This is a genomic window from Roseibium sp. RP-7, assembly GCF_053005225.1.
Window position 1 is genome coordinate 553021 of record NZ_JBRKQA010000003.1, and the last position, 25710, is coordinate 578730.

Here is a 25710-nt window from a genome sequence, read left to right on the forward strand (position 1 = left end):
GGTAGCGTAGGTCATTTTGCACCCAAGGCAGAGAAAATGATTCACGTGAAACATGTTCCGGTAGAGAATCGATCCGCAGTTCACCTGAGATGATTCACGTGAAACAGGTCACTTGCCGATGCAAAAATCCCGGAAGATCACATCGAGCAAATCCTCGACATCGATCCTCCCGGTGATCCGCCCAAGGGCATCCGCAGCCCGGCGAAGGTCTTCCGCGCGCAACTCCGCCGGCAGGTGCACCATATCCACGGCAGCTCTCAGGCCGGACAGACAATCCTTGAGATAGTGACGATGCCGTTCCCGGGTGGCCAGTGGTGCTTCGCCGACAGATATCGTTTCCTCGGCAAAACGGGTAAGCCGGGAAAAAAGCGGGTTCATACCTTCAGCGCTTTTGCTGGAACAAGCAATTTCCTGGATCGTTCCGGAAGAGTCTTGTTCCGGAAGAGTCTCAAGATCAGCCTTCGTTCGAACGGTCCAGACAGGCACGCTACGGCGAAGGTCTTCCGGAAGGCCGGCGATGACATCGTCCTGTTCCACCCCACCAGGCTCCACCGCCCACAGGATGAGATCCGCTCCCCGGCCCCGTTCCTCCGCCCGGCGTATGCCTTCCTTTTCAACCACACCCTCCGTCTTCCGGAGGCCGGCGGTATCGACAAGCGTCACGGGATACCCTGAAAGATCCAGATGAACCTCGATCACGTCCCGGGTCGTTCCGGCTTCTTCCGTGACGATGGCGACCTCCCGTCCCGCGATGGCATTCAGGAGACTGGACTTGCCGGCATTGGGCGCCCCCATCAGCACCACCTGCAAGCCGGACCGTAGACGCTCGCCGCTGCGGGATTTCTCAAGATGCTCTGCAATCTCACCATGGAGCTGGGTTGCTTCCGCCCAGACTTCATCGGCAACGCTGCCAGGAACATCCTCTTCATCGGCGAAATCGAAGTCTGCCTCGATCATTGCGCGCATATGGATGAGACGCTTTCTCCAGTCGTCATAGAGCTTGCCGAGGGCTCCACCCATCTGACGGACTGCCTGCTTGCGCTGGCTCTCGGTCTCTGCAGCGATGAGATCTGCCAGGCCCTCAACTTCCGTAAGGTCCATTCGGCCACGATCAAAAGCGCGGCGCGTGAACTCCCCTGCCTCGGCAGGACGGCAATTGGAAAACCGGGAAAGTACGGACAGAAGGCTTGAGACCACGGCACGTCCACCATGGCATTGGAACTCGGCAACGTCCTCTCCGGTGAAGCTGGAAGGTCCTTCAAAGTAGAGTACCAGGGCCTCGTCGAGAACGTCCTTCGTTTCCGGATCCCGGAGCTTTGCCAGCATCGTCTTCCGCGGCTGTGGCACCTTGCCAGCCACCGTCTCAACGATCTCCCTGGTACCTGGACCAGACACACGGATCACCGCAACGCCCGAAGGCACTGCTCCACTGGAAAGCGCAAAGATCGTGTCAGCCATGGTGTCTTCCGGTTCGTGGTCGGGTCGTGGACCGCCTCTTTATCAACTCTCGTCACCGCGGAAAAGAACAAGCCTCGCCATTCCGCCGCCGAATCGAAGTGACCTGTGAGACGGCAATCTGTTTCACGTGAATCAATTGTCAGAAAAATACCTGTCCTGAACAGGAGCGGCTTTCCTCTCAGGCGCGGTTCTCGTGCCTCACACACATAGCTTCGGCCATAGTGTACCCAGTCTCCTTCATCTCCTGCTCCCCCTTCAAATCGGGTCCAGGACGGAAACACACTGAATGAGGGAATTGCATTTCGTTTGGCGAGACTACGACACAACCTCACAATCTGTTCGAAGCCTGAAGATCGAGGTCTTTCACCCATGTCGTCACACAATGTAAGTGGAGGCGGTTAAGCTCCTGAACACAACAGTAGGCGATGAGTTCGGAGCCGATTCAAAACAGGGGATTCACGTGAAACAAATTCCGACCCCAGCATGAACCTGTTTCTGTTTCACGTGAATCTTTGCTCGGGTTTATCTCCGGCTCGGATAAACCCTTACCCAGTCCGCATCTGCCAATCGTCATACGTCATCCTGTAGAGCAGGTGCCGCTTGAAGGCATGTCCCTCTGGAAGCTTCGGGTGCTGGAAGTCACCCCTCTCATCGTGCGTCATGCCAATTCGTGTCATGACCTTCTGCGAAGGAATGTTGTCAGGCACAGTGAAGGCAACAATCTCTTCGTAGCCAATGGTTTCAAAGCCGAATCGAAGCCAGGCGCGAGCAGCTTCGCTGGCAAACCCCCGGCCCCACGCTGACCGCTTGAGCCTCCAACCGATATCGACACAGGCACCTATGGGCAGCGCCTCTTCATCGTGTACATCAAGTCCGGCAAAGCCGATGAACTCGCCTGACGCCTTCAGTTCAATCGGTGCGTAAAAAACACCGTGCTTTTCAAAACAGTCCCGAAACATACCGATCAGCTTCAAGGTTCGATCACGGGTCAGCACATCGGGAAAGTACCGCATCACCACCGGGTCGGCGCAAAGTTGCACACAGGGGTCAACATGCGCTTCCGCCCAACAGCGCAACACCAACCGTTCGGTTTCAATCTTGAAGGTGTTTCTCATTGTCTGAACTTTAGGCGATGCAGGTCTGTTTCACGTGAATCTGATTGTCGCATCAGGATAAACACCCACTCAGGTCGTCCGGGACATCCAGTCGGACTTCTTAAGGCGATAGAGCACATGCTTTGCGATCGGATGATCAGCCGGAAGACTGGGATGAAGAAAGTCTCCATCCCTGTCACGTGTCATTCCGATCTTTTCCATGACCCTTTGCGACGGCAGATTGTCCGGGATGGTGAAAGCCACGATCTCTTCAAGACCGATGGTTTCAAAACCGAATCGAAGCCACTCCCGCGCAGCCTCGCCTGCATAGCCCTTCCCCCAGGCAGTCCGCTTCAGGCGCCAGCCGATTTCGACACATGGCTCGAATGGCAGGGGCGCCGCATAGGATGGAACGTTCAAACCGACAAAGCCGAGAAATTCTCCCGTCCCCTTGATTTCAATCGGCGCCATGCTGAAACCGTCCTTCACCGTCTTTTCCCGGCACCGTGCAACCAGCAAGTCGGACTTCTCCCGCGTCAGCACCTCAGGGAAAAATCTCATCACCTCGGGGTCGGCACAGAGCCTGGCAAACGGGTCCAGGTCTTCATCCTTCCATGGACGAAGCAGGAGCCGGTCAGTCTCTAACAGGAACGAAGCTTCAGGCATCAGAACGGGTCCGATTCAACAAAAGGCAGGATTCACGTGAAACACGGTGGCGGGGTGCTTAATTCTTAACAAAAAGTAAAGGCGCGAACCCTCGCGGGCCGCGCCTTTGAATAGAACCCGATCCGTTTGGGATCAAGTGTTCATGCTGTCGAAGAAATCGTCGTTCGACTTGGTCTGCTTGAGCTTGTCGAGCAGGAACTCGATCGCATCCACCGTCCCCATCGGGTTGAGGATCCGGCGCAGCACGAAGGTCTTCTTGAGACGTTCGGCCGGTACCAGAAGCTCTTCCTTACGCGTACCGGAGCGCTGGATATCGATGGCCGGGTAAACACGTTTGTCGGAGATCTTGCGGTCCAGGATGATTTCGGAGTTACCCGTACCCTTGAACTCTTCGAAGATGACTTCGTCCATGCGGCTGCCGGTATCGATCAGTGCGGTCGCGATGATCGTCAGCGAGCCACCCTCTTCAATGTTACGGGCCGCACCGAAGAAGCGCTTCGGCCGCTGCAGGGCGTTGGCATCCACACCACCGGTCAGGACCTTGCCTGAAGACGGAACGACGGTGTTGTACGCACGTCCCAGACGCGTGATGGAGTCCAGCAGGATGACGACGTCCCGGCCATGTTCGGTCAAGCGCTTGGCCTTCTCGATCACCATTTCGGCAACCTGCACGTGGCGGGCGGCCGGTTCGTCGAACGTGGAGGAAACCACTTCGCCGTCGACCGTGCGCTGCATGTCGGTCACTTCTTCCGGACGTTCATCGATCAGAAGAACGATCAGATAGCATTCCGGATGATTGGTGGTGATGGACTTCGCGATGTTCTGCAGGAACACCGTTTTACCTGTGCGCGGCGGCGCGGTGATCAGCGCACGCTGGCCTTTGCCGAGGGGCGCTACCAGGTCGATAACGCGGGAGGAGAGATCCTTGATGGTCGGATCTTCGATCTCCATCCGGAAACGTTCATCCGGATAAAGCGGCGTCAGGTTGTCGAAGTGAACCTTGTGCCGGGCCTTTTCCGGATCCTCGAAATTGATGGTGTTGACTTTGAGAAGGGCAAAATACCGTTCGCCCTCTTTGGGGCTGCGGATCTGGCCTTCAACGGTGTCCCCTGTCCGCAGCGAAAAGCGGCGGATCTGCGAGGGCGAGACGTAAATATCGTCCGGGCCCGGCAGATAGTTCGCATCCGGAGACCGGAGAAAGCCGAAGCCGTCCTGAAGGACTTCAACGACGCCTTCGCCGATAATCTCCACATCCTGAGCAGCTAGGTTCTTCAGGATGGCGAACATCAGCTCCTGCTTGCGCATGGTGCTGGCGTTTTCGACTTCAAGCTCCTCAGCAGTCTGGAGCAGCTCTGTCGGTGTTTTTTCTTTTAGGTCTTTGAGTTTCATTTCCCGCATCGAGTTGGGGTCTTTTTTTGTGTTGTTATGGATTTAGGTTTGGAAAGGTCGTTCTGCGCCGGATGGATGGGTCGGCCAGAAGATATCTGAGAGACTTTTAGGCGTGTCCAGATTGTACGGCGACTGCGGAGCGATTGAAAACGAACACTGTGCCGTATGAAGATGCGCGAAAGATACGTTGATTTGCAATAAAGCGCAAGCCCGGAATTCTGCCGGTTTTTTAGGCCACACTTAGAATTCGAAAGGTGAAAATGACGGCCGCATGTCTGCGGCTGTCTCTATTGCCTGTTTCGTGCCGCTTAAAACGGTTTGACGATGACGAAGATGACGATCCCGATCATCAGGACAGTCGGAACTTCGTTGAGTATCCGGTAGTAACGCTGCGACCTTTTGTTCTCGTCGCGGGCGAATTTCTTCACACAGCTGCTGAGATGGCCGTGAACACCGGACATGATCAGGACAAACGTGAACTTGGCGTGGAACCACCCGTCCTGCCAGGCCTGAAGTTCCCAGGCGAGCCACAGGCCAAACCCCCAGGAGGCGATCATGGCCGGATTGATGATGGCCTTGAGCAGCCGCCGTTCCATGATCTTGAAGGTCTCGGACTGTTCCGATCCGATTTCCGTGGCCGCATGGTAGACGAACAGCCGAGGTAGATAGAGCATGCCGGCCATCCACGCGATGATCGAGATGACGTGGAGCGCCTTGATCCAGAGAAAGAGATCCATGCGCTTATCCCTTCCTGACCAGCTCGACCATGCGGGCAACGTTTTCCGGATCCGCGTCCGGCGTCACACCATGCCCCAGGTTGAAAACCAGCGGACCCTTGTCGAAGGTGTTCAGGATATGGGCCACGCCCTCTTCCAGCGCCTTGCCACCAGCCACCAGCCGCATCGGATCGAGATTGCCCTGGATCGGGACCTTCTTCTGAATATCGAGAGCAACCTGGTCCGGAGCCGTCCAGTCGAAACCGACCGCATCCACACCCGTACCTTCCACGAATGCCATCATCCGAGCCGAGGAAGCTTTCGGGAAACCGATGATCTTCGCGTCCGGTCGCACGGCCCGAACACCGTCAACGATCCGGCGGGTCGGTTCGATCGACCAGCGCTTGAAACCGGCTTCATCCAGAACACCCGCCCAGGTATCGAAAATCTGGACCGCATCCGCGCCCGCATCCAGCTGTCGGATGAGATAGCGGATCGAGGCCGTGACGAGCTGATCGACGAAACGCTGCATCAGGTCAGGATCGCGATAGGCGCCCACACGGGCGGCAACCTGGTCCTGGGTGGTATGACCTGCAACGGAATAGCAGGCAACCGTCCACGGAGCGCCACAGAAGCCCAGCAGCGTCGTTTCCTCTGGCAGCTCCGCCCGCAGGCGGGAAACCGTCTCTATGACCGGTTTGAGATGATCCTCGGCACGATCCTGTTCCAGACGATCCAGAAGATCGGAAGACAGCGGTTCCAGAACGGGACCACGTCCTTCTTCAAAACGAACCGGGTACCCGATGGCGTCCGGTACGACGAAGATGTCTGAAAACAGAATGCTTGCATCAAAACCATACCGGCGGATCGGCTGGAGCGTGACCTCTGTTGCAAGGTCCGGCGAATAGCAGAACTCCAGAAAGTTTGCCGCCTTCGAACGCACTTCGCGATATTCGGGAAGATAGCGTCCGGCCTGACGCATCATCCAGATGGGAGGCGGCCAGAGCTTTTCTCCGGAGAGTACCCGCATCACGGACCTGTCTTGGGATTTCATGAGGTCGCCTTTCCCACATTTCAAATCAATAAAGATTCTTATTTTGAATCTGTTTTTTCTATTTGTGCGTGGATTACCGGGATCATTTTCTATCCACAATCCATCAGCCTGATTTTCTCGGCGGGAAAAAATCCGCTACTTGTTAAGCAGATTTCCTCCCCAGGAGTCGATAACAGGATTACGAATTGAATTACAATCACTTGTCCGCTTGTTTACGTTTCGTTAAGGAATTGGGCGGCAGTGGACAATCTGTCGATATGTCACAGCGCCTTTGTGAATCCACATCCATGCACAACCGTTTCGGCATCAGTTTCCGCTCGTTTAAGCATTGTTAATAAATTCGGCTGAGCGGGCATAAACTTCGTGCTAGGCACTGGGTGGCAGACATCTTACCCAAATCATCAACAGGCCTGGGGATGACAACGTGAACAAGTCGAGACACTACTTCCATCTCCATCTCGTGTCCGACTCCACCGGCGAAACGCTGATGACAGTGGCCCGTGCGGCAACGGTCCAGTACGAGAACGTGCAGGAAATCGAGCATGTCTATCCGCTGGTGCGCTCCCAGAAGCAGCTCGACCGGGTAATCACTGAAATCGAAAAGGCACCCGGCATCGTCCTCTATACCCTGGTCGATGTGGAAATCGCCGGCCGGCTGGAACTGAAATGCCGCGAGCTGGGCGTGCCCTTCGTCAATATCCTGGATCCGGTCTTCGCGGTCTTCCAGTCCTATCTCAATGTCACCCAAACCCACAGGGTCGGCGGACAGCATGAACTGGATGCGGAATATTTTCGCCGGATGGAAGCGCTCAACTACACCATGTTGCATGATGACGGTCAGATCTGGGACGATCTGGAATCCGCCGATATCGTGCTGATCGGCATTTCGCGCACATCCAAGACGCCAACCTGCATCTATCTGGCCAACCGGGGCATCAAGGCAGCAAACGTGCCGCTGGTCCCGGGCATTGCCCTGCCCGAACATGTGAAGAAACTCAAGCAGCCGATGATTGTCGGTCTGATCGCTTCTGCCGAACGCATCCAGCAAATCCGCCGCAACCGTGTGCTGTCTTTGAATTCGGAAGGCTATAACGACACGTATGTCGACCGGAAGGAGATCTCCCAGGAGATTAACATGACCCGCAGGCTCTGCACGGAACATGGCTGGCCGTTGATTGACGTTACGCGTCGTTCTGTCGAGGAGACAGCTGCGGAGATCCTGACCCTTTTCAAGGAATTCAAATCAGGGCAGGAAGGCGGAGGAGAAACCGGGCGCGCCGGATAACCAACAAAAGGGATGGAAATGGCACTTGTCTTGGCAAGCGGAAGCAGAATCCGCGCTGATCTTCTGAAAAACGCCGGGCTCGACATCGAGGTTGACCCGGCCGATGTCGACGAGCGTGTTGTCGAAGCCCCGCTCCTGGAAGCAGGCTTTCCTCCGGAAGACCTGGCAAGCGTTCTGGCGGAAGCCAAGGCGAATGACGTCAGTGACCGCCGCGCCGGTGATCTTGTCATCGGTGCCGATCAGATTCTGGCGTTCGAAGGTGAAAGACGCACAAAACCGGAGGACATGGAAGCTGCGCGCCGGCAACTGCTCGCCTTTTCCGGCAAGACCCACGAACTGCATTCCGCCGTCGTGATTTCGAAGGATGGCGAAGCAATCTGGCGCCACGTTTCCACGGCACGCCTGACCATGCGCGAACTGAGCCCGGCCTTCATTGGCCACTATCTGGCTGCGGCCGGTGAGGACGTGCTTTCCAGCGTCGGCGCCTATCAGCTGGAAAGTCTCGGCGTACAGCTTTTTGAAAAGATAGATGGCGACTATTTCACCATTCTTGGCCTGCCGCTTTTGCCTCTTCTGGCAGAACTGCGCAGCCTCAAGGTGATCGAAACATGAGCGGATCCGTGAAAAAAGCGGCCATCACAGGTCATCCGGTCACACATTCCCGCTCTCCGCTGGTACATGGATACTGGTTGAAGAAGCATGGCATCGCCGGAGAATATGGCCGGGTCGATGTTCCGCCGGAAACAGCCGAGGACTTCTACCGGAATTTTGCCGACGCGGGTCTGTCCGGTGCCAATGTCACTGTTCCGAACAAGGAAGTGGCTGCCGCGGCCTGCGACTGGCTGGACGATGCGGCAAGATCCATGGGGGCTGCCAACACGATCTGGCTGGACGACAGCGGCCGGCTGTGCGGGGCCAATACGGATGGACTCGGCTTTCTCGGCAATCTTGATCAGCTCGCCCCCGGGTGGGACGTTTCACGTGAATCTGCCGTGGTCCTGGGGGCAGGTGGAGCCGCACGTGCCGTTGTGTGGGCATTGCTCTCGCGGAAATTCACAAGAGTGCATATCATCAACCGGACATTCGAAAAAGCAAAAGCCATTGCGGATATGTTTGGTTCCGGAACGATTGCTCACGAATGGGACAACCTGGGGACAGTGCTTGAAGAAGCCGATCTTCTGGTGAACACCACTTCGCTCGGCATGGCCGGAAAGGCGCCACTGGAAATCGACCTGTCACCCTTGCCGAAGACGGCAATCGTCACTGACGCAGTCTATGCACCACTGGAAACCGACCTGCTGCGCAGCGCGAAGGCGCGGGGCAATCGGACTGTGGACGGCCTTGGCATGCTGCTGCATCAGGCCGTACCGGCTTTCGAGCGCTGGTTCGGGGTTCGGCCGGAAGTGGACGACACCCTGCGCAACCTCATACTCGCAGACCTTGGAGTAACCGCGTGATCCGGATCGGCCTCACCGGCTCCATCGGCATGGGCAAATCGACAACGGCAAAAATGTTCGCTGCTGAAGGTATTCCCGTGCACGATGCCGATGCCACGGTCCATGCGCTCTATTCGGGCCGGGCCGCGCCGCTGATCGAGGCGGCGTTTCCCGGCACGGTGTCGGACGGCAAGGTCGACCGTACGCTGCTCTCTCCGCATGTGCTCGGCAAGCCCGAGGCCATGAAAAAGCTCGAAGCCATCGTTCATCCCCTGGTGCGTGAGGAAGAGCAGCTCTTTCTGAAGCGTGCCCGTGCGGACCATCGGCGCATCGTCATGCTGGATATCCCGTTGCTGTTCGAAACCGGCGGTGAGGCCCGCGTGGATGTCGTCGTTGTTGTCACCGCCGATGCAGACGTTCAGCGAGACCGTGTCCTCGCCCGGCCGGGCATGAGCGAAGACAGGTTCGAGGCGATCCTCGCCAAGCAGATGCCTGACGCAGAAAAACGCCGCCGCGCGCATTTCCTGGTCGATACCGGCCGGGGCATGGAAGCGGCGAAGCGGCAGGTGAGAGCGATCCTGAAGGCATTGGCCGCGGCAGGTTGACGTCTCTCTGATCTCCTCTTGCACCGAAGGTCTTTACAATTTCGCCCTCATCCTGAGGAGGGCCTGCAAGGCCCGTCTCGAAGGATGGGCAGCATACTCCGAAACCAGTGACCCATCCTTCGAGACACCCGGCAATGCCGGGCTCCTCTGAATGAAGTGTTGGACGGAACAGGCACAGGGGCACTGGGATCAAACGCCAGAACCCCAGAACACCGGGGAAAACCACGCGCAACTCTTGCCACTCACCCTGCAAGCTGCACAGTGAATCCATAGGCAAAAGGCGGAAAAATGCGCGAGATCTCGTTCGATACGGAAACAACAGGCCTGAACCCGCGCGGAGGCGATCGGCTGGTGGAAATCGGCGGTGTGGAGTTGATCAACCACATCGCGACGGGCAATTCCTATCATGTCTACATCAACCCGCTGCGCGACATGCCGGAAGAAGCTTTCCGGGTTCATGGCCTGTCGGCGGAGTTCCTGTCCGACAAGCCCTTGTTCGAGCACGTTGCGGATGAGTTTCTGGAGTTCGTTGGCGATGCCACGCTGGTGATCCACAACGCGGCTTTCGACATGGGCTTCATCAACATGGAGCTGGAACGGGCCGGACGGCGGACAATCCCGAATACCCAGGTGCTCGATACGCTGGATCTCGCCCGCCGCAAGCACCCATCGGGGCCGAATTCGCTGGATGCGCTGTGCTCTCGCTATGGCATCGACAACTCCAAGCGCATCAAGCACGGCGCTCTTCTGGATGCGGAAATCCTGGCTGAAGTCTATCTGGAGCTTATCGGCGGACGTCAGACGGCCCTTGGCCTGATGACGGACGAGGAAGAAACCTCTTCTGCAGGCTCCAGCTTCGAACCTGGCGAACTCGGCACTTTTAACGCCCGCCAGCGTCCCTCGCCGTTGCAGCGCCTGCTGCAGGAAAGCGAACTTGAAGCCCACAAGGCCTTCATCGAAGGCATGGGCGACAGTGCGATCTGGTCAAAATACAACGGCTGAGGCTCGAAAGACCACTTAAACGGATTTGGTGGATCAATTGTCCGCCAGCAACCAGCGCACTGTTTCAAAGTGCCGCTCGGCATAGCTGCTGCTGAATGCCCAGGCCATGGTCTGGCCGATGGTCCAATATCTTGCCCGCTCCCGGTCAAGCTCCAGGTCTTCCGACAGTCGGTCCAGGCGGTAACGCGCTTCGGCTTTCGAATGTCCGAATTCGAAGCTCCTGATGATCGGGCTTAGCGCAAAGGCAGGATCGCCGGCGAGAGGCTTCGGGTCGATGGCAAGCCAGGTATCTCTTTCAGAGGACAGAATGTTGTGTCCGTGCAGGTCCTGGTGGAGCAGGACCTCTTCCGTCTCTTTCTCAAGACAAAGGTCTTGCAAGGCCTTGCGCGAAGCGTCCACGAGATATTGCTCGCAAGGCTTCCCGGCAGCCATCCAGCTATGGTCGAGGCTATCGCGCCACCGAGCGGCTTCATCGTTGAGGCGGGTAAACGGATCACCGACGGGGATTGTCAGGAGACGCAGCAACCCTGCAACAACGCCAATTCGGTCCGTTTCGGTGTCGTCGGCCAGAAACTGTCCCGGCCTGCAGCGCTCCAGCAGCAGTGCGCCCAGTTCCGGCGCATGTTTCAAAAGCCGAACAGCACCCTTGCCGTTCCAGCGCCCCAGTGCCTCTGCTTCGTGGCGGCATTCGTGATCGGGAAACTGCAGTTTGAGGACAACATCCTCACCGTCGTGTTTTGCCGGAACGACGAGAGATACATTACCGCCAGAAAACGGGCTCCCAATTTCTGAAAGCCCGAAGTGTTCGCACGCGGTTTCAAGCAGCACCGGCAGCTTGTCGAGCCAGATACGGCCGGTTTCGGTCGCCCTCAGCCAGTCGAGACTGGCCGGCACGGCAACCGCGCTGCCGATGAAACGATCAGCCAAGACATTAGACTCGCAAACGGGTCAAAGCATCGATGGCAGAACACGATCCGGCGGGCGGTGTCCGTCCATGAAGGTCTTGATGTTGATGATGACCTTCTCGCCCATTTCGATACGGCCCTCGATGGTGGCCGACCCCATGTGCGGCAGCAGCAGAACGCTTTCCAGCTTGGCCAGCTTCGGATTGACCGCGGGTTCGTGCTCGAACACGTCCAGGCCGGCGCCTGCAAGCTCACCGCTCTCGAGCATCCGGATCAGGGCGTTTTCGTCGATCACCTCGCCACGGGCGGTGTTCACGACGTAGGCATCCTTTTTCAGAAGCTTCAGGCGGCGGGCGGACAGAAGGTGGAACGTTCCCGGCGTGTGCGGGCAGTGGATGGAGACGACATCCATGCGCGCCAGCATCTGGTCAAGGCTGTCCCAGTAGGTTGCCTCAAGCTCTTCCTCGACACTTTCGGCAAGGCGGCGGCGGTTGTGATAGTGGATCGACATGCCGAAGGCCTTGGCACGGCGTGCGACGGCCTGGCCAATGCGGCCCATGCCGATGATACCCAGGCGTTTTCCCCAGATCCGGTGGCCAAGCATCCAGGTTGGCGACCAGCCGGCCCAGTCGCCGGCTTCCAGCGCCTTGATGCCTGTGGCAAGTCGACGCGGCACGGCCAGGATCAGCGCCATGGTCATGTCCGCGGTGTCTTCGGTCAGCACGCCCGGCGTGTTGGTGACATTGATTCCCCGGTTGTTGGCACTCACGACATCGATGTTGTCGACACCATTACCGAAGTTTGCGATGAGCTTCAGGTTTTCACCAGCCTGCGAGAGGACGGATGAGTCGATCCGGTCGGTAACGGTCGGCACCAGAACATCGGCGGTTCGCACCGCTTCCACCAGTTCCGCCTGGCTGAAGGGCCTGTCATTATCATTGAGACGCGTCTCGAAAAGCTCACGCATCCGTGTTTCCACCACGTCCGGAAGCTTCCGGGTCACCACAACGACAGGCTTCTTTTTCGCCATACCAATTGCCTTTCGCGCTTCGTTGAGGACTTGTTAACCTCAACGGTACCACTTTGACGCTGCGCGTTGCGCGAGCGGATGAGACCACCCCTTTTCCTTACCAGATGGTCCGGCAGAAACAAGGGATCGGTTTCAATCGCCGCGGATCGCCAACCGGCCAAAACGACCAAGCTGGTTTTCGCGCAAATTTTTCGGTAGAGATTTGCCTCAAATCAAAGATCAATAACAATTGGACAACCGGACAATATGGCTCGCTCGTTCCAGGCTACCCGGATCTTCCTCACTGTGATGACATTGCTGTGCGGTCTGCTCGCAACTTCGGTCGCTTCGCAGGCCCAGGGCACCACGACCGGCGCAAGCGGCCTGCCGGTGCCGAGATTTGTCAGTCTGAAGTCCGACCGGGTCAATGTGCGCATCGGGCCTTCGCGCGAACATGATATCGCGTGGACCTTCGTGCAGTCCGGTTTGCCCGTGGAAATCGTCGGTGAATTCGAGAACTGGCGCCGCATTCGCGATTGGGAAGGCAAGCAGGGCTGGGTGTTCCGCTCGCTGTTGTCCAGCCGCCGCACGGCTCTCGTCACCCCATGGGAAAAAAGCGACCGCACACCGCTGCGCTCCCGCTCCCGCTCCGACGCCGATATCGTTGCCGAACTGGATCCCTTCGTGCTGACGACGGTTTCCGAATGTGCCGGAGGCTGGTGCCGGGTCAACGGCGAGAACTATGACGGCTGGCTGGATCAGACCCGCCTGTTCGGTGTCTATCCGGACGAGCTGATCGGAGACTGACGTCCCCCTCCCTCGATTGCCTGGGTTTCCTGATCCCTCACCCTGAGGAAAAAGGAACGGAAATTCTCGAACAAAAAAGGCGGCCAACGGCCGCCTTTTGCATGTCTGGATTGTTGGACGGGCCTCAGTCGGCCTGAACTTCCTGAACCTTGAGCTCTTCCAGACGCGGCATCGACATGATGTTGTAGCCACTGTCGACAAAGTGCACTTCACCGGTCACGCCACCGGAAAGATCCGACAGGAGATAGAGGCCGGTTCCGCCGATTTCGTCCAGGGAAACGGTCCGGCAGAGCGGAGAATTGCGCTTCTGGAAGTTGAACATCAGGCGGGCATCGGAAACGCCGGATCCTGCAAGGGTCCGAACCGGGCCGGCGGAAATCGCGTTCACGCGGATGTTCTGCTCACCGTAGTCCACCGCCAGGTAACGGACGGAAGATTCCAGAGCAGCCTTGGCAACGCCCATCACGTTGTAGTTCGGCATGACCTTGGTGGAACCACCATAGGTCAGCGTCACCATGGAACCGCCATTGGTCATCAAAGCGGCAGCCCGCTTGGCGATTTCGGTGAAGGAGAAGCAGGAGATCAGCATGGTGCGGGAGAAATTCTCCCGCGTGGTGTCGGCGTATTTCCCGCGCAGTTCCGTCTTGTCGGAAAAGGCGATCGCATGCACCAGGAAGTCGATGCTGCCCCACTCTTCCTTCAGCGTGTCGAACACGCTGTCGACCGATGCAATGTCTTCCACGTCGCACGGCACAAGGATCTTGGAACCGACGGAATCCGCCAGCGGCTTGGTACGGCGGCCGAAAGCCTCTCCCTGATAGGTGAAGGCAAGTTCGGCACCGTGATCGGCGAGCGTCTTGGCAATACCCCAGGCAATGGAGTGGTCGTTGGCAACGCCCATGATCAGGCCGCGTTTGCCCTTCATCAGATCAGACATTCAAAACTCCTCAGCTGTGAAAGCGCGACAGCGCGAGCGACGCGTTGGTGCCGCCAAAGCCGAAGCTGTTGGAAAGAACCGTGTCGAGGCCTGCATTGTCCACGCGCTCGGTCACGATCTCGCCCGGCTTCAGGGCCGGATCCAGCTCGTTGATGTTGGCAGACGCGGTCATGAAGTCGTTCTGCAGCATCAGCAGGCAGTAAATGGCTTCCTGAACGCCGGTCGCACCCAGGCTGTGGCCGGTGAGCGATTTGGTCGAAGACACCGGCGGCTGGTTTTCACCGAACACGCGGCGGATCGCTTCGATTTCGCCGATATCGCCGACGGGTGTCGAAGTGCCGTGGCTGTTGATGTAGTTGACCTTGCGGTCGCCCAGGGTCGAGGTGGCAAGGCGCATGCAGCGCTCGCCGCCTTCACCGGAAGGCGCCACCATGTCGTAGCCGTCGGAGTTGGCTGCGTAGCCGGTAACCTCGGCATAGATTTTCGCGCCGCGCGCCTTGGCGTGTTCCAGTTCTTCCAGAACCACCACACCGCCACCACCGGCAATCACGAAGCCGTCGCGGGTCGCGTCATAGGCCCGCGATGCGGTCTGAGGGGTGTCGTTGTACTTGGAGGACATGGCGCCCATGGCGTCGAACAGGCAGGACAGGGTCCAGTCGAGTTCCTCACCGCCACCGGCAAACATCACGTCCTGCTTGCCGAACTGGATCTGTTCGGTAGCTGCACCGATGCAATGCGCCGAGGTGGAGCAGGCCGACGTGATGGAATAGTTGATGCCCTTGATCTTGAACGGTGTCGCCAGGCAGGCAGAGTTGGTGGAGCTCATGCCGCGGGTCACCATGAACGGGCCCATGCGCTTGGGCGACCCTTTTTCCAGCACGATCTGGTGCGCCTGGAAAAGGTTCTTGGTCGATGGACCACCGGAACCCATGATCAGGCCGGTGCGCGGGTTGGAGATGTCGGATTCTTCCAGACCGCTGTCGGCAATCGCCTGCTGCATGGAGATGTAGTTATAGGCGGCACCGTCGCCCATGAAGCGCAGCTGGCGCTTGTCGATGAGCGAAGCGATATCGACATTCGGCATGCCGTGTACCTGGCTTCTGAAGCCGTGTTCCGCGTAATCCGGAGCGAAGCTGATGCCGGACTTGCCTTCTCGAAGGCTGGACAGCACTTCTTCGGTGTTTGCTCCGATGGACGACACGATACCCATGCCGGTGACGACAACGCGTCTCATTGCGGTCTCCTATTGTCTTGACTGCACCACAGCTCTCAGGGGGTGTGTCGAGAGCCTGCAGGCACATACATAATATGCAAACCGGCGCTCCCAATGAAAAAGAAGCGCCGGTGCCATCAATTGATCCTGCGAACGGGTGTCAGGTCTTTGCCAGGCCGACGCGCAAATCGGTCGCCTTGTAAATCTGTTCACCGTCCGCCTTCAACCAGCCGTCGGCAATGCCGAGAACCAGGCGACCCTTCATGACCCGCTTGAAGTCGACACCGTATTCCACCAGCTTCACGTCCGGCGTAACCATGCCCTTGAACTTCACTTCACCGGTCGACAGGGCCATGCCCTTGCCTTCAAGGCCCAGCCAGCCAAGGAAGAAACCGGTCAGCTGCCACAGGGCGTCGAGACCAAGGCAGCCCGGCATCACCGGATTTCCCTGGAAATGGCACGGGAAGAACCAGAGATCCGGCTTGATGTCGAACTCGGCGCGAGCGAACCCCTTGTCGAATTCACCGCCGGTTTCGGAAAGTTCCGTGATCCGGTCGAACATCAGCATCGGGGGAAGAGGCAGCTGGGCATTGCCCGGGCCAAACAGCTCGCCGCGGCCGCAGGCGAGAAGTGCTTCATAATCGTAGCTGGAGCGGCGATCGGTCATTCGGGATCCGTGTTTTGTCTCCTGCCAGGGAAATTCCCAGGGCAGGTTCGGTTTGTTTTCGGTTCGTTTGAGGCGCCTTCCTAACACAGGGGAACCATGACCGAAAGATGTCACTTGCGCGAAGTTACTCGGTTTTTTCGGGCGTTTCGCCAAGTTTTGTGCGTATTCGACGTAATCTGCGCATCCGGCTCCGGGACACCGGCTTGCGGCTGTTTGGTCAGCGCTTGCACGAACCTTCCGAACGCGCCGCAGTTGCGCCCTGATTTCCGCTCAGGTTGCCCTTTACGTTTAAAACTTGCATCTTGGGTACAAGAAATGGCAGATATAGGCCAATGTTAGTGAAAACGGCCCGGCGCAACGTTTGCGCGGTATATATTTGCGCCGTTTCAAGAAGCGACCCTGGACCTGGATCGGATCGGAATGACAACACTTGTGGTGCATGAAACCGGCGACAAGAAGAATGTGACCGACATGCTGCGGTCTGCAGGCCTTCGGCCGACGCGCCAGCGTGTCTCGCTTGCAGAAATTCTGTACTCCCGGGGCGATCGCCACATCTCGGCCGAGCTGCTTCATGAAGAGGCGGTCGACGCCGATGTGCCGGTCTCTCTCGCCACGGTTTACAACACGCTGCACCAGTTCACCGAAGCCGGTCTGCTGCGCGAAGTCGCGATCGACGGCAACAAGACCTACTTCGACACCAATGTGTCCGACCACCATCACTTCTTCATCGAAGGCGAAAACCGGGTGATCGACATTCCGGGCGAAGGTGTGGGCATCGGCGCTCTGCCGAAAGCACCCGAAGGCATGGAAATCGTTCGTGTAGACGTGGTCGTACGCGTTCGCGAGAAACGCTGATCGTCGCGATTGATTGCGGCGGCCCTCAGGCCAGACCGCTTTCCACATAACGCAATTTCCATTCGTAATAGTTGGAGGTCGTCCCGATCTCCGCCAGATGCCGCTGGCCATCCGGCTCGAAGCCAAGTTTCTTCAGGAGGTTGGCAGAGCGGACGTTTTCCGGATGCGTGATCGCGCACAGCGTGCGCAGCTTCAGTTCCCGGGTAACGAAGTCCAGCACGCTCTGCCCGGCCTCGCGGCCGAACCCCTTTCCGCGGTGGTCTTCCAGGAAGGCAAAACCAAGGTCCGGGTACTTCAGTTCCTTGCGCACCACCAGACCGCACACACCAACCGGTGTCAGCGACGGTTTCAGATCCAGAATCCAAAGCCCGACTCCATGGGCGGCAAAGCGCGCCAGCGTCTTGTTCTTGATGTAATTGGCCGCGTCTTCCTCGGTCTTGATACCGTGGTCGGCGATAAATCGGATGTAATCCGGCTCATTCATGAGCTGGTGGTAAAAAGCGGCATCATTGCTGGAAGGCAAGCGGAAGCGAAGCCTCTCGCTCACGGGAAATGGTCCAAGCGGGAAACTCACGCAACTGTTTCCTTTTCAATAAGGGCTTTGGTGCGCAGGGCAATATCCGGCACCGCATCAAAAAGTTCTTTCTCCGTGCTCCGGCACAGATCGTAAATCACACAGCGCCGGCACTCCGGTTTGCGCGCCTTGCAGATGTACCGGCCATGCAGGATGAGCCAGTGGTGGGCATGGAGCGCAAATTCCACCGGCACGACCCTCTCCATGGCTTTTTCCACGTCGAGAGGCGTCTTGCCGGGGGCAATGCCGATACGGTTGCCCAGGCGAAACAGATGCGTGTCGACGGCAATGGTCGGGTGGCCGAAGAAGATGTTCAGAACCACATTTGCGGTCTTCCGGCCGACACCGGGCAGCGCTTCCAGCGCTTCGCGGTCTTCCGGAACCTCGCCGCCATGGTCGCGGATCAGCTGCTCGGACAACAGGATGACGTTCTTGGCCTTGTTCTTGTAAAGGCCGATCGTCTTTATTTCCTCCCGCACCCGGTCCTCCCCGAGCGCCACCATCTTTTCCGGTGTGTCGGCAATCTGGAACAGGTGTCTTGTTGCCCGGTTCACACCAACGTCGGTTGCCTGGGCCGACAGCACCACGGCAACCAGAAGCGTGAAAGCATTGACATAATCCAGTTCGCCCTTCGGTTCCGGGTTGTCGGCATGGAAGCGCTGGAAGATCGCAAAGGTTTCCGCTTTCGTATAGCGGGACCGTTTCAGCACCTTGCCGGGGTTGTCCACGGAGGGTGCTTTTCTCCGGGTCTGTTTGGACTTTGCGGGCCGGCGTGCTGCCGCAGTCTTGGAAGGGCTCTTTGCTTGCGTCATCTTCTCTCTATAATCATGCCTCATGAGCAAGAACAATCCGAAACCCCTGCAGGATGGCGAATTGCCGGATCAGGACCGGCCTTTTTTCACTGCCGTTCTGACCCCCCACCGGTCTCTGGGGCCAAACGGATTCCTGGTTCTCATGTGCTTCTTCGGCGGTGTAAGTTTCATCGCCGGTATTCTGTTTCTGCGTATCGGCGCCTGGCCGGTTTTCGGGTTCTTCGGACTTGATATCGCGCTGCTCTGGTTTGCCTTTCGGATGAACTACCACTCCGCACGAACTTTCGAGGAAGTGGTTGTCTCGCGGCACGAGATTGCGATCCGCAAGGTTGGTCCGGGCAAGAAATACCAGGAATACCGTTTCAATCCCTTCTGGGTCCGCCTGACGGTCGACCGGATCGAGGACGAAGGGGTCGTCAAGGTGACCCTCCTCAGTCGGGGTGAACAGGTCGATCTCGGCAATTTCCTGAATCCCGATGACAGAACGAGTTTTGCCGGTGCCATGGCCAATGCGTTGTCCGTCGCCAAGTCAGGCGGTGTCTAGGCTCCTTCTTCAATGACTTTGGGTTGAACCTTGAGCGTTGCAAGCAGAACGGCCAGGGCCGCGGTTGCCGAAAGCGCCGCGGTGTAAAGCACGGTCTGAAAGCTGGCCGCACTGGCGATGAAACCCATCGAAATGCTGCCGATCATGCCACCGAGGAACAGGCTGTTCATGTAAACCGCCGTTGCCCGGCCCGGCCGGTCCGGTGCGAAGCTCTGCACGAAGCTGATCGCGACACCGGCAAACAGGCCATAATAAGTCCCTTCCAGTACAGCGATGGCCAGTACCTGCCAGAGTGCGGTCACCTGGGCAAACAGCACCATGCTGACCGCGGCAAGGCACGCTGCCAGCATCAGCACCTGGCGAATGCCGATGCGCTCGGCAAGGCGAACCGAGCCGAAGATGACAAAGACTTCCAGCAGGCATTTGACCGACAGTGCCAGGCCCGGTGTTGCGCCGGGCAGATGTGTTTCCTGCACGAAGAACAGTGGCATCGCCGAGACGAACAGCGAATTGGTGATGACAAAGCCAAGGCAGGTCAGCCCGGCAATCTGAAGACCCCAGTTGATCGGCGCCTTGCCGTTTGTCTTGGAACGCTCTCGTGCTGACCTGAAGTCCGCCGGAACGACAATGTACCAGAGCATCAGGTAGACAATGCCGATTGCAAAGGCGCACAGGAAGGCGGCGGCAAAGCCGAAGGCTGCAACCACCGAAAAAGAGACCGCCGGCCCGATCATCCACGCAAGTGAAACCATCATGCGCAGCCAGGAATTGACCCTGGCAACGTCCATGCCCTCCTGTTCGGCAAAAAGGCGGCCGAAGGTAAAGACGACGCCCGCGCCCATGTTGGATAGGCTCATAAGGGGGGCGATCAGAACGAGCAGCATCACCAGACTGCTGATCTGGGTCAGCAGTGCGGCGAGCGTGATATAGGCGACAACAGAGACGACCAGCAGGCTCTTGACCGGGAAACGGTTGTCCAGCCGTTCGCCTGCCCATCGATTGACGGCCAGCGTCAGCGGCATCACCAGACCGGAGTAAAGACCCACCTGCCAGGGTTCGGCGCCCAGCCCTTCCACAATGAAAAAACTCATCAGCGGCACCAGCGCCGAAACGCCGAGGCTGTTGGTGAATTGAAGAAGCAGAATCAGCAATGCCTGTCGGGGCAGTTGCAGGAGGGACAACATGACGATCGCCGGAAAAGTGAAATAAGCAAGAATTACAACCTAACTGGGTTGTATCGCCTCGTCACCGTTTTTTTGCCGAGCGCGCGTCTTCCGATCGCGCAGCTGGTTTCGGAAAGTTTCGAAAACCAGACAATCCCGAACGCTATCTTCACTCAAATCAGCGGCACAATTCGAACCTGACAACTAGTCGTCCGGGCTCATCCGCAATGTCTTCAGCCGGTACAGCGCTTCCAGCGCTTCGCGCGGGGTCATGTCATCCGGATTGATTGCCTCAAGAGCGACCGAGACGGGATCGGGTTCCGCAAACCCTGCCGGAGCGCTGGGCGCAGGCGCGGTCAGGCTGGCGAAAAGCGGCAGTTCGTCGATCAGGCTCTCAGCCGGCGAGCGGCGGTCCTGCTCTTCCAGCTGGCTGAGCACCTGCTTGGAGCGTTCGACGACGGATACCGGCAGACCCGCCAGCTTGGCCACCTGAATGCCGTAGGACCGGTCGGCTGCACCGGGAACGATCTCGTGCAGGAAGATAACGTCGCCTTTCCATTCCTTCACCGAGACGGTGGCATTTGAAAGCCGGGCCAGCTTGGCGGAAAGGGCAGTCAGTTCGTGGTAGTGGGTCGCAAACAGGGCACGGGACCTGTTGACCTCGTGAAGATGTTCGATCGTCGCCCAGGCAATGGACAGGCCGTCGAACGTCGCAGTGCCACGGCCGATCTCGTCCAGGATCACGAGTGAGCGGTCACCGGCCTGATTGAGGATTGCAGCGGTCTCGACCATCTCCACCATGAAGGTGGAACGGCCGCGTGCAAGATCGTCTGCCGCGCCGACGCGGGAGAACAACCTGTCGACCACGCCGATATGGGCTGCTGCCGCCGGCACATATCCGCCCATCTGGGCCATTACGGCAATCAGTGCGTTCTGGCGCAGGAAAGTCGATTTACCGGCCATGTTCGGACCGGTAATCAGCCAGATATGGCCGATATCCTCGTCCGCTTCCGGACCGAGATTGGCATCATTGGCAACAAAACTGTCGCCGCCGGATTTCTTCAGCGCCTTTTCAACCACCGGATGACGTCCACCCTTGATGTCGAAGGCGCGGCTGTCATCGACCACGGGCCGGACATAGCTTTCTTCCTGGGCAAGTTTCGCAAGCGCCGCCGAAACATCCAGAATGCTGAGGCCGTGGGCGGCGGCCTTGATTGCTTCCCCTGCGTCGATGATCGCCTTGGCAAGCCGGTCGAAGATTTCCAGCTCGATGGCAAGCGAGCGTTCGCCGGCACTGGCGATCTTCGATTCCAGATCCGCAAGCTCCGTGGTGGTGAAGCGCATGGCGCCGGCCATGGTCTGGCGGTGGATGAACCGGCCGGGATCTCCGGTCAGCTTTTCCGTCTGCGCGGAAGGCGCCTCGATGAACCAGCCGAGCACATTGTTGTGCTTGATCTTCAGCGACCTCAGGCCGAGTTCTTCCGAATAGTCTGCCTGAAGCTTCGCGATGACCTTTCGGCTTTCGTCGCGCAGGGAGCGCAGTTCGTCCAGATCGGCGTTGTAACCGGTGGCGATGAAACCGCCGTCGCGTTTCAGAAGTGGCGGCTCTTCTTTCAGTGCCATCGTCAATTCGCTGCCGAGATCGTGCGGGGCCTGTTCCAGACTGGCGCGCGCAGCAGCGATTTCCGCCGGAATCGTTCCCGCCGTCGCACTGGTCTGGTCGAGCACTGCCCGCGCGGCCTCAAGCCCCTGGGCAACCGACAGGATATCGCGCGGCCCGCCGCGGTTGAGCGCAATCCGCGACAGGGCCCGGGCCATGTCCGGGGCGCCTTTCAGTGTCTGGCGCAGGCCTTCGCGCATGATTTCGTTTTCAAGAAAGAAGGCAACGCCGTCGAGCCTGTGCTGGATCGCATCGACATTGACCAGCGGTCCGGCCAGGCGGCTGGCGAGCAGGCGCGAGCCGCCGCCTGTCACTGTCCGGTCGATTGTCGCCAGCAGCGAGCCCTGCTTTTCGCCCGAAAGCGTGCGGGACAGCTCGAGATTGGCCCGGGTTGCCGGATCGATCAGCATGCGCCCGGCGCCGGCCTCGCGCACGGGCGGATCCAGCGGCGGGCGTTCGCCCAGCTGGGTCTTCTCGATGTAGGCAAGAATGCCGGCGGCGGCGGAAAGCTCCGCCCGGCTGAAGGTGCCGAAGCCGTCGAGGGTCTTCACACCAAAGTAATGTGCAAGCCGGTCCGTGGCGGTGGAACTGTCGAAAAAGGCACGCGGCACCGGTGACAGCGCACCACCGGCCTGTTCGGCAGTCAGGCGCAACTCGCTTTCCTGCAGCAGATTGTCCGACAGGATGAGTTCGCGCGGGGAAACCTGGGCAAGGTCGGCGGCGAGGCGCTGATGATCGGTTTCCGACACCTGGAAGGAGCCGGTGGACATGTCGATCCAGGCAAGGCCATAGACCGCGCTGCCGTCCAGCGAGCCGCCCTTCAACCGGGTCAGCGCCATCAGGTAGTTGTTGGCACCCGCATCGAGCAGGCGTTCTTCCGTCAGCGTTCCGGGGGTGACGAGACGCACGACATCGCGCCGGACGACGGATTTGGAGCCGCGTTTCTTGGCCTCGGCCGGATCTTCCGTCTGTTCGCAGACCGATACCCGGTGCCCCTTGGCAATCAGCTTGTTGAGATAGTCGTCGGCTGCATGCACCGGCACGCCGCACATCGGTATGTCGGCACCCTGGTGCTTGCCACGCTTGGTCAGCGTGATGCCGAGCGCGGCGGAGGCAACCTCGGCGTCTTCAAAAAACAGTTCGTAGAAATCGCCCATCCGGTAGAACAGAAGGCTGTCCGGATTGGCAGCCTTGATCTCCAGGAACTGGGCCATCATTGGCGTGACCTTGCTGTCCGCCGGGGTGATTTCTTGCGCGCTCTGTCCACTCATGCCTGATACCTAGCAAACTGAGCGGACCATTCCACCAAGGGCCTATTCCATCTTGGCTTGAGGCTTCATTTTCCAGGGGATAAGGTCGGGCTCCCGCCCCGTAAAGAGAGCGCGCAAGAGGAAACGCCCAAACCATGTCCGCCGACAAGAAACCGACCAAGACCAATGTCAGCTTCACCGACCAGGAAGCGCTGCAATTCCACCAGGAAGGCCGCCCCGGGAAGCTGGAAATTGCGCCCACCAAACCGATGGCGACCCAGCGCGACCTGTCGCTGGCCTATTCGCCCGGCGTGGCGGTGCCGGTGCGGTCGATCGCGGAAGACCCCAGCCGTGCCTACGACTACACCACCAAGGGCAACATGGTTGCGGTGATTTCCAACGGCACGGCCATTCTGGGCCTCGGCAATCTGGGCGCGCTTGCCTCAAAGCCGGTGATGGAAGGCAAGTCTGTCCTGTTCAAGCGCTTTGCCGACGTCGATTCCATCGATCTGGAAGTCGATACCGAAGAGGTTGATGAATTCATCAATGCGGTCCGCTATCTCGGTCCTTCCTTCGGCGGGATCAACCTGGAGGACATCAAGGCGCCGGACTGTTTCATCATCGAACAGCGCCTGCGCGAACTGATGAACATTCCCGTCTTCCATGACGACCAGCATGGCACGGCCATCATCGCGGCGGCGGGTCTCATCAACGCCCTACACCTGACCGGTCGCGACATGAAGGACACCAAGGTGGTCTGCAATGGCGCGGGCGCGGCCGGCATTGCCTGCATCGAACTCGTGAAGGCAATGGGCATTCCGAACGAGAACGTCACTTTGTGCGACACCAAGGGTGTCATCTACAAGGGCCGCGAAGAGGGCATGAACCAATGGAAGTCCGCCCATGCGGTCGAAACCAAGGCGCGTTCGCTCTATGACGCCCTCAAGGGCGCTGACGTTTTCTTCGGCGTTTCTGCGAAGGGCGCGTTGACGCCCGACATGCTGCGGGTCATGGCACCGAACCCGATCATTTTCGCCATGGCCAACCCGGACCCGGAAATCACGCCGGAAGAGGCGGCGGAAGTGCGCGACGATGCAATTGTCGCGACCGGGCGTTCGGACTATCCGAACCAGGTCAACAACGTGCTCGGCTTTCCCTATATTTTCCGCGGCGCGCTTGATGTTCAGGCCACCACGATCAACGACGCCATGAAAGTTGCCTGCGCTCACGCACTGGCGGAACTGGCGCGTGAGGAAGTGCCGGACGAAGTTGCCGCGGCCTATCGGGGCAACCGGCCGAAGTTCGGTCCGGAATACATCATTCCGGTGCCCTTCGATCCGCGCCTGATCCACACCATTCCGCCCGCGGTCGCCCAGGCTGCGATGGAGTCCGGCGTCGCCCGCAAGCCGATTGTCGATATGGAGGCCTACAAGCACCAGCTCTCCGCCCGCCGCGATCCTGTCGCCGGCACCTTGCAGCGGATCTTCTCCAAGGTGCGCCAGCAGCCCAAGCGGGTCGTCTTCGCCGAGGGCGAGGAAGAACCGGTCATCCGCGCAGCGACAAGCTTCGTGTCGCAGGGCCTGGGTGAGGCCATCCTGATCGGCCGCGAAGACGAGATCAAATCCATGGCCGAACGCGCCGGCATCGACATCGACCGGCCGGGCATTTCCATCCAGAACGCGCGGCTTTCCAACCGCAACAGCGACTATGCGCAGTATCTCTACGGCCGCCTGCAGCGCCGGGGCTACCTGCTGCGCGACTGCCAGCGCATGGTCAACAACGACCGCAACTACTGGGGTGCGATCATGGTCGCGCGCGGCGACGCTGATGCCATGGTGACCGGTCTGACCCGGAACTATTCCGTCGCCCTCGATACGGTGAAGGCCACCATCGATCCGAAGCCCGGTCACCGGGTCATCGGCGTGTCGCTGGCACTGGCCCGCGGTCGTACCGTATTGATCGCCGACACGGCGGTGATCGACATGCCGACATCGGAAGAGCTGGCGGACATCGCCGAGGAAGCGGCGCATGTTGCACGCAAGTTCGGCTACGAACCGCGTGTTGCCATGCTGGCCTATTCCACCTTCGGCCATCCAAAGGGCGAACGGTCCGAGAAAGTCATCGAGGCGGTCAAGATCCTCGAACGCCGCCGCGTTGACTTTGAATTCGACGGCGAAATGGCCGCGGACATCGCGCTCAACATGGACCGAATGGCCGCCTATCCGTTCTGCCGCCTGTCGGGTCCGGCCAACGTTCTGGTCATGCCGGCGTTCCACTCGGCATCCATCTCCACCAAGATGTTGCAGGAACTGGGCGGCGCCACGGTCATCGGCCCGCTGCTCGTCGGCTTCGACAAGTCGATCCAGATCGTTCCCCTGGGTGCGAAGGACAGCGACATCGTCAACATGGCCGCCATCGCGGCGTTCAATGTGACGTGAGGTGGTGATTATTCCGCTGAATTAGGGGCGCTCCGATCCCGGATCTCCGCTGCGCTGCGTCCGGGATGACGAAGATAGGTCTGGTAAAACCTTTCAGTCGTCATCCCGGGCAAGCAAAGCGCGACCCGGGATCGGGGAGCCACCCCAAAACCTCTCGAAACCCGGAGTGAC

24 protein-coding genes are annotated in these 25710 nt (G+C 58.9%); 9 read left to right on the forward strand and 15 right to left on the reverse strand.

The window, feature by feature from the left end; genetic code table 11:
* Positions 1 to 108: 108 nt before the first annotated feature.
* From mnmE to hemE, 6 genes are all read right to left on the reverse strand, one after another.
* Positions 109 to 1458 carry a tRNA uridine-5-carboxymethylaminomethyl(34) synthesis GTPase MnmE gene (mnmE, locus tag ACVDG9_RS25440; RefSeq protein WP_447239295.1) on the reverse strand — a complete coding sequence of 450 codons (1350 nt, stop codon included), beginning with the start codon at positions 1456 to 1458 and terminating at the stop codon, positions 109 to 111.
* Between the two features lie 545 nt (positions 1459 to 2003).
* Positions 2004 to 2573: a GNAT family N-acetyltransferase gene (locus ACVDG9_RS25445; RefSeq protein ID WP_447239296.1), complete on the reverse strand. Its 570-nt coding sequence runs from the start codon at positions 2571 to 2573 to the stop codon at positions 2004 to 2006.
* Positions 2574 to 2642: 69 nt separating this feature from the next.
* Entirely contained in the window at positions 2643 to 3218 is a 576-nt protein-coding gene (locus ACVDG9_RS25450; protein WP_447239297.1) for a GNAT family N-acetyltransferase, read from the reverse strand.
* Positions 3219 to 3350: 132 nt separating this feature from the next.
* Positions 3351 to 4616, reverse strand: a complete 1266-nt coding sequence (rho, locus tag ACVDG9_RS25455; RefSeq protein WP_023002463.1) for a transcription termination factor Rho — start codon at positions 4614 to 4616, stop codon at positions 3351 to 3353.
* A 299-nt stretch (positions 4617 to 4915) separates the two neighbouring features.
* Complete coding sequence (gene hemJ, locus ACVDG9_RS25460; RefSeq protein ID WP_023002462.1) at positions 4916 to 5344, reverse strand: protoporphyrinogen oxidase HemJ; 429 nt, start codon at positions 5342 to 5344, stop codon at positions 4916 to 4918.
* 4 nt (positions 5345 to 5348) lie between these two features.
* The gene (hemE, locus tag ACVDG9_RS25465; RefSeq protein ID WP_077291366.1) at positions 5349 to 6377 is read right to left on the reverse strand and encodes a uroporphyrinogen decarboxylase; all 1029 of its coding nucleotides are present in this window, start codon (positions 6375 to 6377) and stop codon (positions 5349 to 5351) included.
* Positions 6378 to 6801: 424 nt separating this feature from the next.
* On the opposite strand from hemE, the gene ACVDG9_RS25470 reads away from it, so the two are divergent.
* The 5 genes from ACVDG9_RS25470 (at position 6802) to dnaQ (ending at position 10705) form a co-directional block, all read left to right on the forward strand.
* The gene (locus ACVDG9_RS25470) at positions 6802 to 7662 is read left to right on the forward strand and encodes a pyruvate, water dikinase regulatory protein (protein WP_077291365.1); all 861 of its coding nucleotides are present in this window, start codon (positions 6802 to 6804) and stop codon (positions 7660 to 7662) included.
* Positions 7663 to 7674: 12 nt separating this feature from the next.
* Positions 7675 to 8274: a Maf-like protein gene (locus ACVDG9_RS25475; protein WP_062486005.1), complete on the forward strand. Its 600-nt coding sequence runs from the start codon at positions 7675 to 7677 to the stop codon at positions 8272 to 8274.
* Entirely contained in the window at positions 8271 to 9119 is an 849-nt protein-coding gene (locus ACVDG9_RS25480; RefSeq protein WP_447239298.1) for a shikimate dehydrogenase, read from the forward strand. The genes ACVDG9_RS25475 and ACVDG9_RS25480 overlap by 4 nt, the downstream gene beginning before the upstream one ends.
* A complete protein-coding gene (gene coaE, locus ACVDG9_RS25485; RefSeq protein ID WP_447239299.1) occupies positions 9116 to 9703 on the forward strand; it encodes a dephospho-CoA kinase in 588 nt (195 codons plus the stop codon). Before ACVDG9_RS25480 ends, coaE begins: the two co-directional genes overlap by 4 nt.
* Positions 9704 to 9991: 288 nt before the next feature.
* Entirely contained in the window at positions 9992 to 10705 is a 714-nt protein-coding gene (gene dnaQ / locus ACVDG9_RS25490; protein ID WP_023002456.1) for a DNA polymerase III subunit epsilon, read from the forward strand.
* Between the two features lie 33 nt (positions 10706 to 10738).
* On the opposite strand, the gene ACVDG9_RS25495 is transcribed toward dnaQ, so the two are convergent.
* On the reverse strand, positions 10739 to 11632 hold the full coding sequence (locus tag ACVDG9_RS25495; protein ID WP_447239300.1) for an aminoglycoside phosphotransferase family protein: 894 nt from the start codon (positions 11630 to 11632) through the stop codon (positions 10739 to 10741).
* 21 nt (positions 11633 to 11653) lie between these two features.
* Positions 11654 to 12640, reverse strand: a complete 987-nt coding sequence (locus ACVDG9_RS25500) for a 2-hydroxyacid dehydrogenase (protein ID WP_023002454.1) — start codon at positions 12638 to 12640, stop codon at positions 11654 to 11656.
* Positions 12641 to 12928: 288 nt separating this feature from the next.
* On the opposite strand from ACVDG9_RS25500, the gene ACVDG9_RS25505 reads away from it, so the two are divergent.
* Positions 12929 to 13426, forward strand: coding sequence for an SH3 domain-containing protein (locus ACVDG9_RS25505; RefSeq protein ID WP_031269978.1), 498 nt, complete (start codon positions 12929 to 12931; stop codon positions 13424 to 13426).
* Between the two features lie 124 nt (positions 13427 to 13550).
* Here the strand turns inward: ACVDG9_RS25505 and fabI are convergent, their stop codons facing one another.
* The 3 genes from fabI to fabA all read right to left on the reverse strand — a co-directional run bounded on the left by fabI (position 13551) and on the right by fabA (position 16243).
* Positions 13551 to 14363 (reverse strand): enoyl-ACP reductase FabI, encoded by an 813-nt coding sequence (gene fabI / locus ACVDG9_RS25510; protein WP_023002452.1) that lies wholly within the window; start codon positions 14361 to 14363, stop codon positions 13551 to 13553.
* Positions 14364 to 14373: 10 nt separating this feature from the next.
* Positions 14374 to 15597 (reverse strand): beta-ketoacyl-ACP synthase I, encoded by a 1224-nt coding sequence (gene fabB, locus ACVDG9_RS25515; RefSeq protein WP_447239301.1) that lies wholly within the window; start codon positions 15595 to 15597, stop codon positions 14374 to 14376.
* A 139-nt stretch (positions 15598 to 15736) separates the two neighbouring features.
* Complete coding sequence (gene fabA / locus ACVDG9_RS25520; protein ID WP_023002450.1) at positions 15737 to 16243, reverse strand: 3-hydroxyacyl-[acyl-carrier-protein] dehydratase FabA; 507 nt, start codon at positions 16241 to 16243, stop codon at positions 15737 to 15739.
* A 420-nt stretch (positions 16244 to 16663) separates the two neighbouring features.
* Here fabA and irrA point away from each other — a divergent pair, with 420 nt between their 5' ends.
* Positions 16664 to 17098, forward strand: coding sequence for an iron response transcriptional regulator IrrA (gene irrA, locus ACVDG9_RS25525; protein WP_023002449.1), 435 nt, complete (start codon positions 16664 to 16666; stop codon positions 17096 to 17098).
* A gap of 25 nt (positions 17099 to 17123) precedes the next feature.
* On the opposite strand, the gene ACVDG9_RS25530 is transcribed toward irrA, so the two are convergent.
* On the reverse strand, positions 17124 to 17645 hold the full coding sequence (locus ACVDG9_RS25530) for a GNAT family N-acetyltransferase (protein WP_161633274.1): 522 nt from the start codon (positions 17643 to 17645) through the stop codon (positions 17124 to 17126).
* Positions 17646 to 17668: 23 nt separating this feature from the next.
* Positions 17669 to 18484 (reverse strand): endonuclease III, encoded by an 816-nt coding sequence (nth, locus tag ACVDG9_RS25535; protein WP_296595720.1) that lies wholly within the window; start codon positions 18482 to 18484, stop codon positions 17669 to 17671.
* Between the two features lie 22 nt (positions 18485 to 18506).
* On the opposite strand from nth, the gene ACVDG9_RS25540 reads away from it, so the two are divergent.
* Entirely contained in the window at positions 18507 to 19028 is a 522-nt protein-coding gene (locus ACVDG9_RS25540; RefSeq protein WP_447239302.1) for a DUF2244 domain-containing protein, read from the forward strand.
* Here ACVDG9_RS25540 and ACVDG9_RS25545 read toward each other — a convergent pair.
* Positions 19025 to 20212, reverse strand: coding sequence for an MFS transporter (locus tag ACVDG9_RS25545; RefSeq protein WP_152508989.1), 1188 nt, complete (start codon positions 20210 to 20212; stop codon positions 19025 to 19027). The genes ACVDG9_RS25540 and ACVDG9_RS25545 overlap by 4 nt on opposite strands.
* Positions 20213 to 20395: 183 nt before the next feature.
* Positions 20396 to 23122, reverse strand: a complete 2727-nt coding sequence (gene mutS, locus ACVDG9_RS25550; RefSeq protein ID WP_447239303.1) for a DNA mismatch repair protein MutS — start codon at positions 23120 to 23122, stop codon at positions 20396 to 20398.
* A 134-nt stretch (positions 23123 to 23256) separates the two neighbouring features.
* On the opposite strand from mutS, the gene ACVDG9_RS25555 reads away from it, so the two are divergent.
* Positions 23257 to 25539: an NADP-dependent malic enzyme gene (locus ACVDG9_RS25555; RefSeq protein WP_023002443.1), complete on the forward strand. Its 2283-nt coding sequence runs from the start codon at positions 23257 to 23259 to the stop codon at positions 25537 to 25539.
* Positions 25540 to 25710 lie beyond the last annotated feature (171 nt).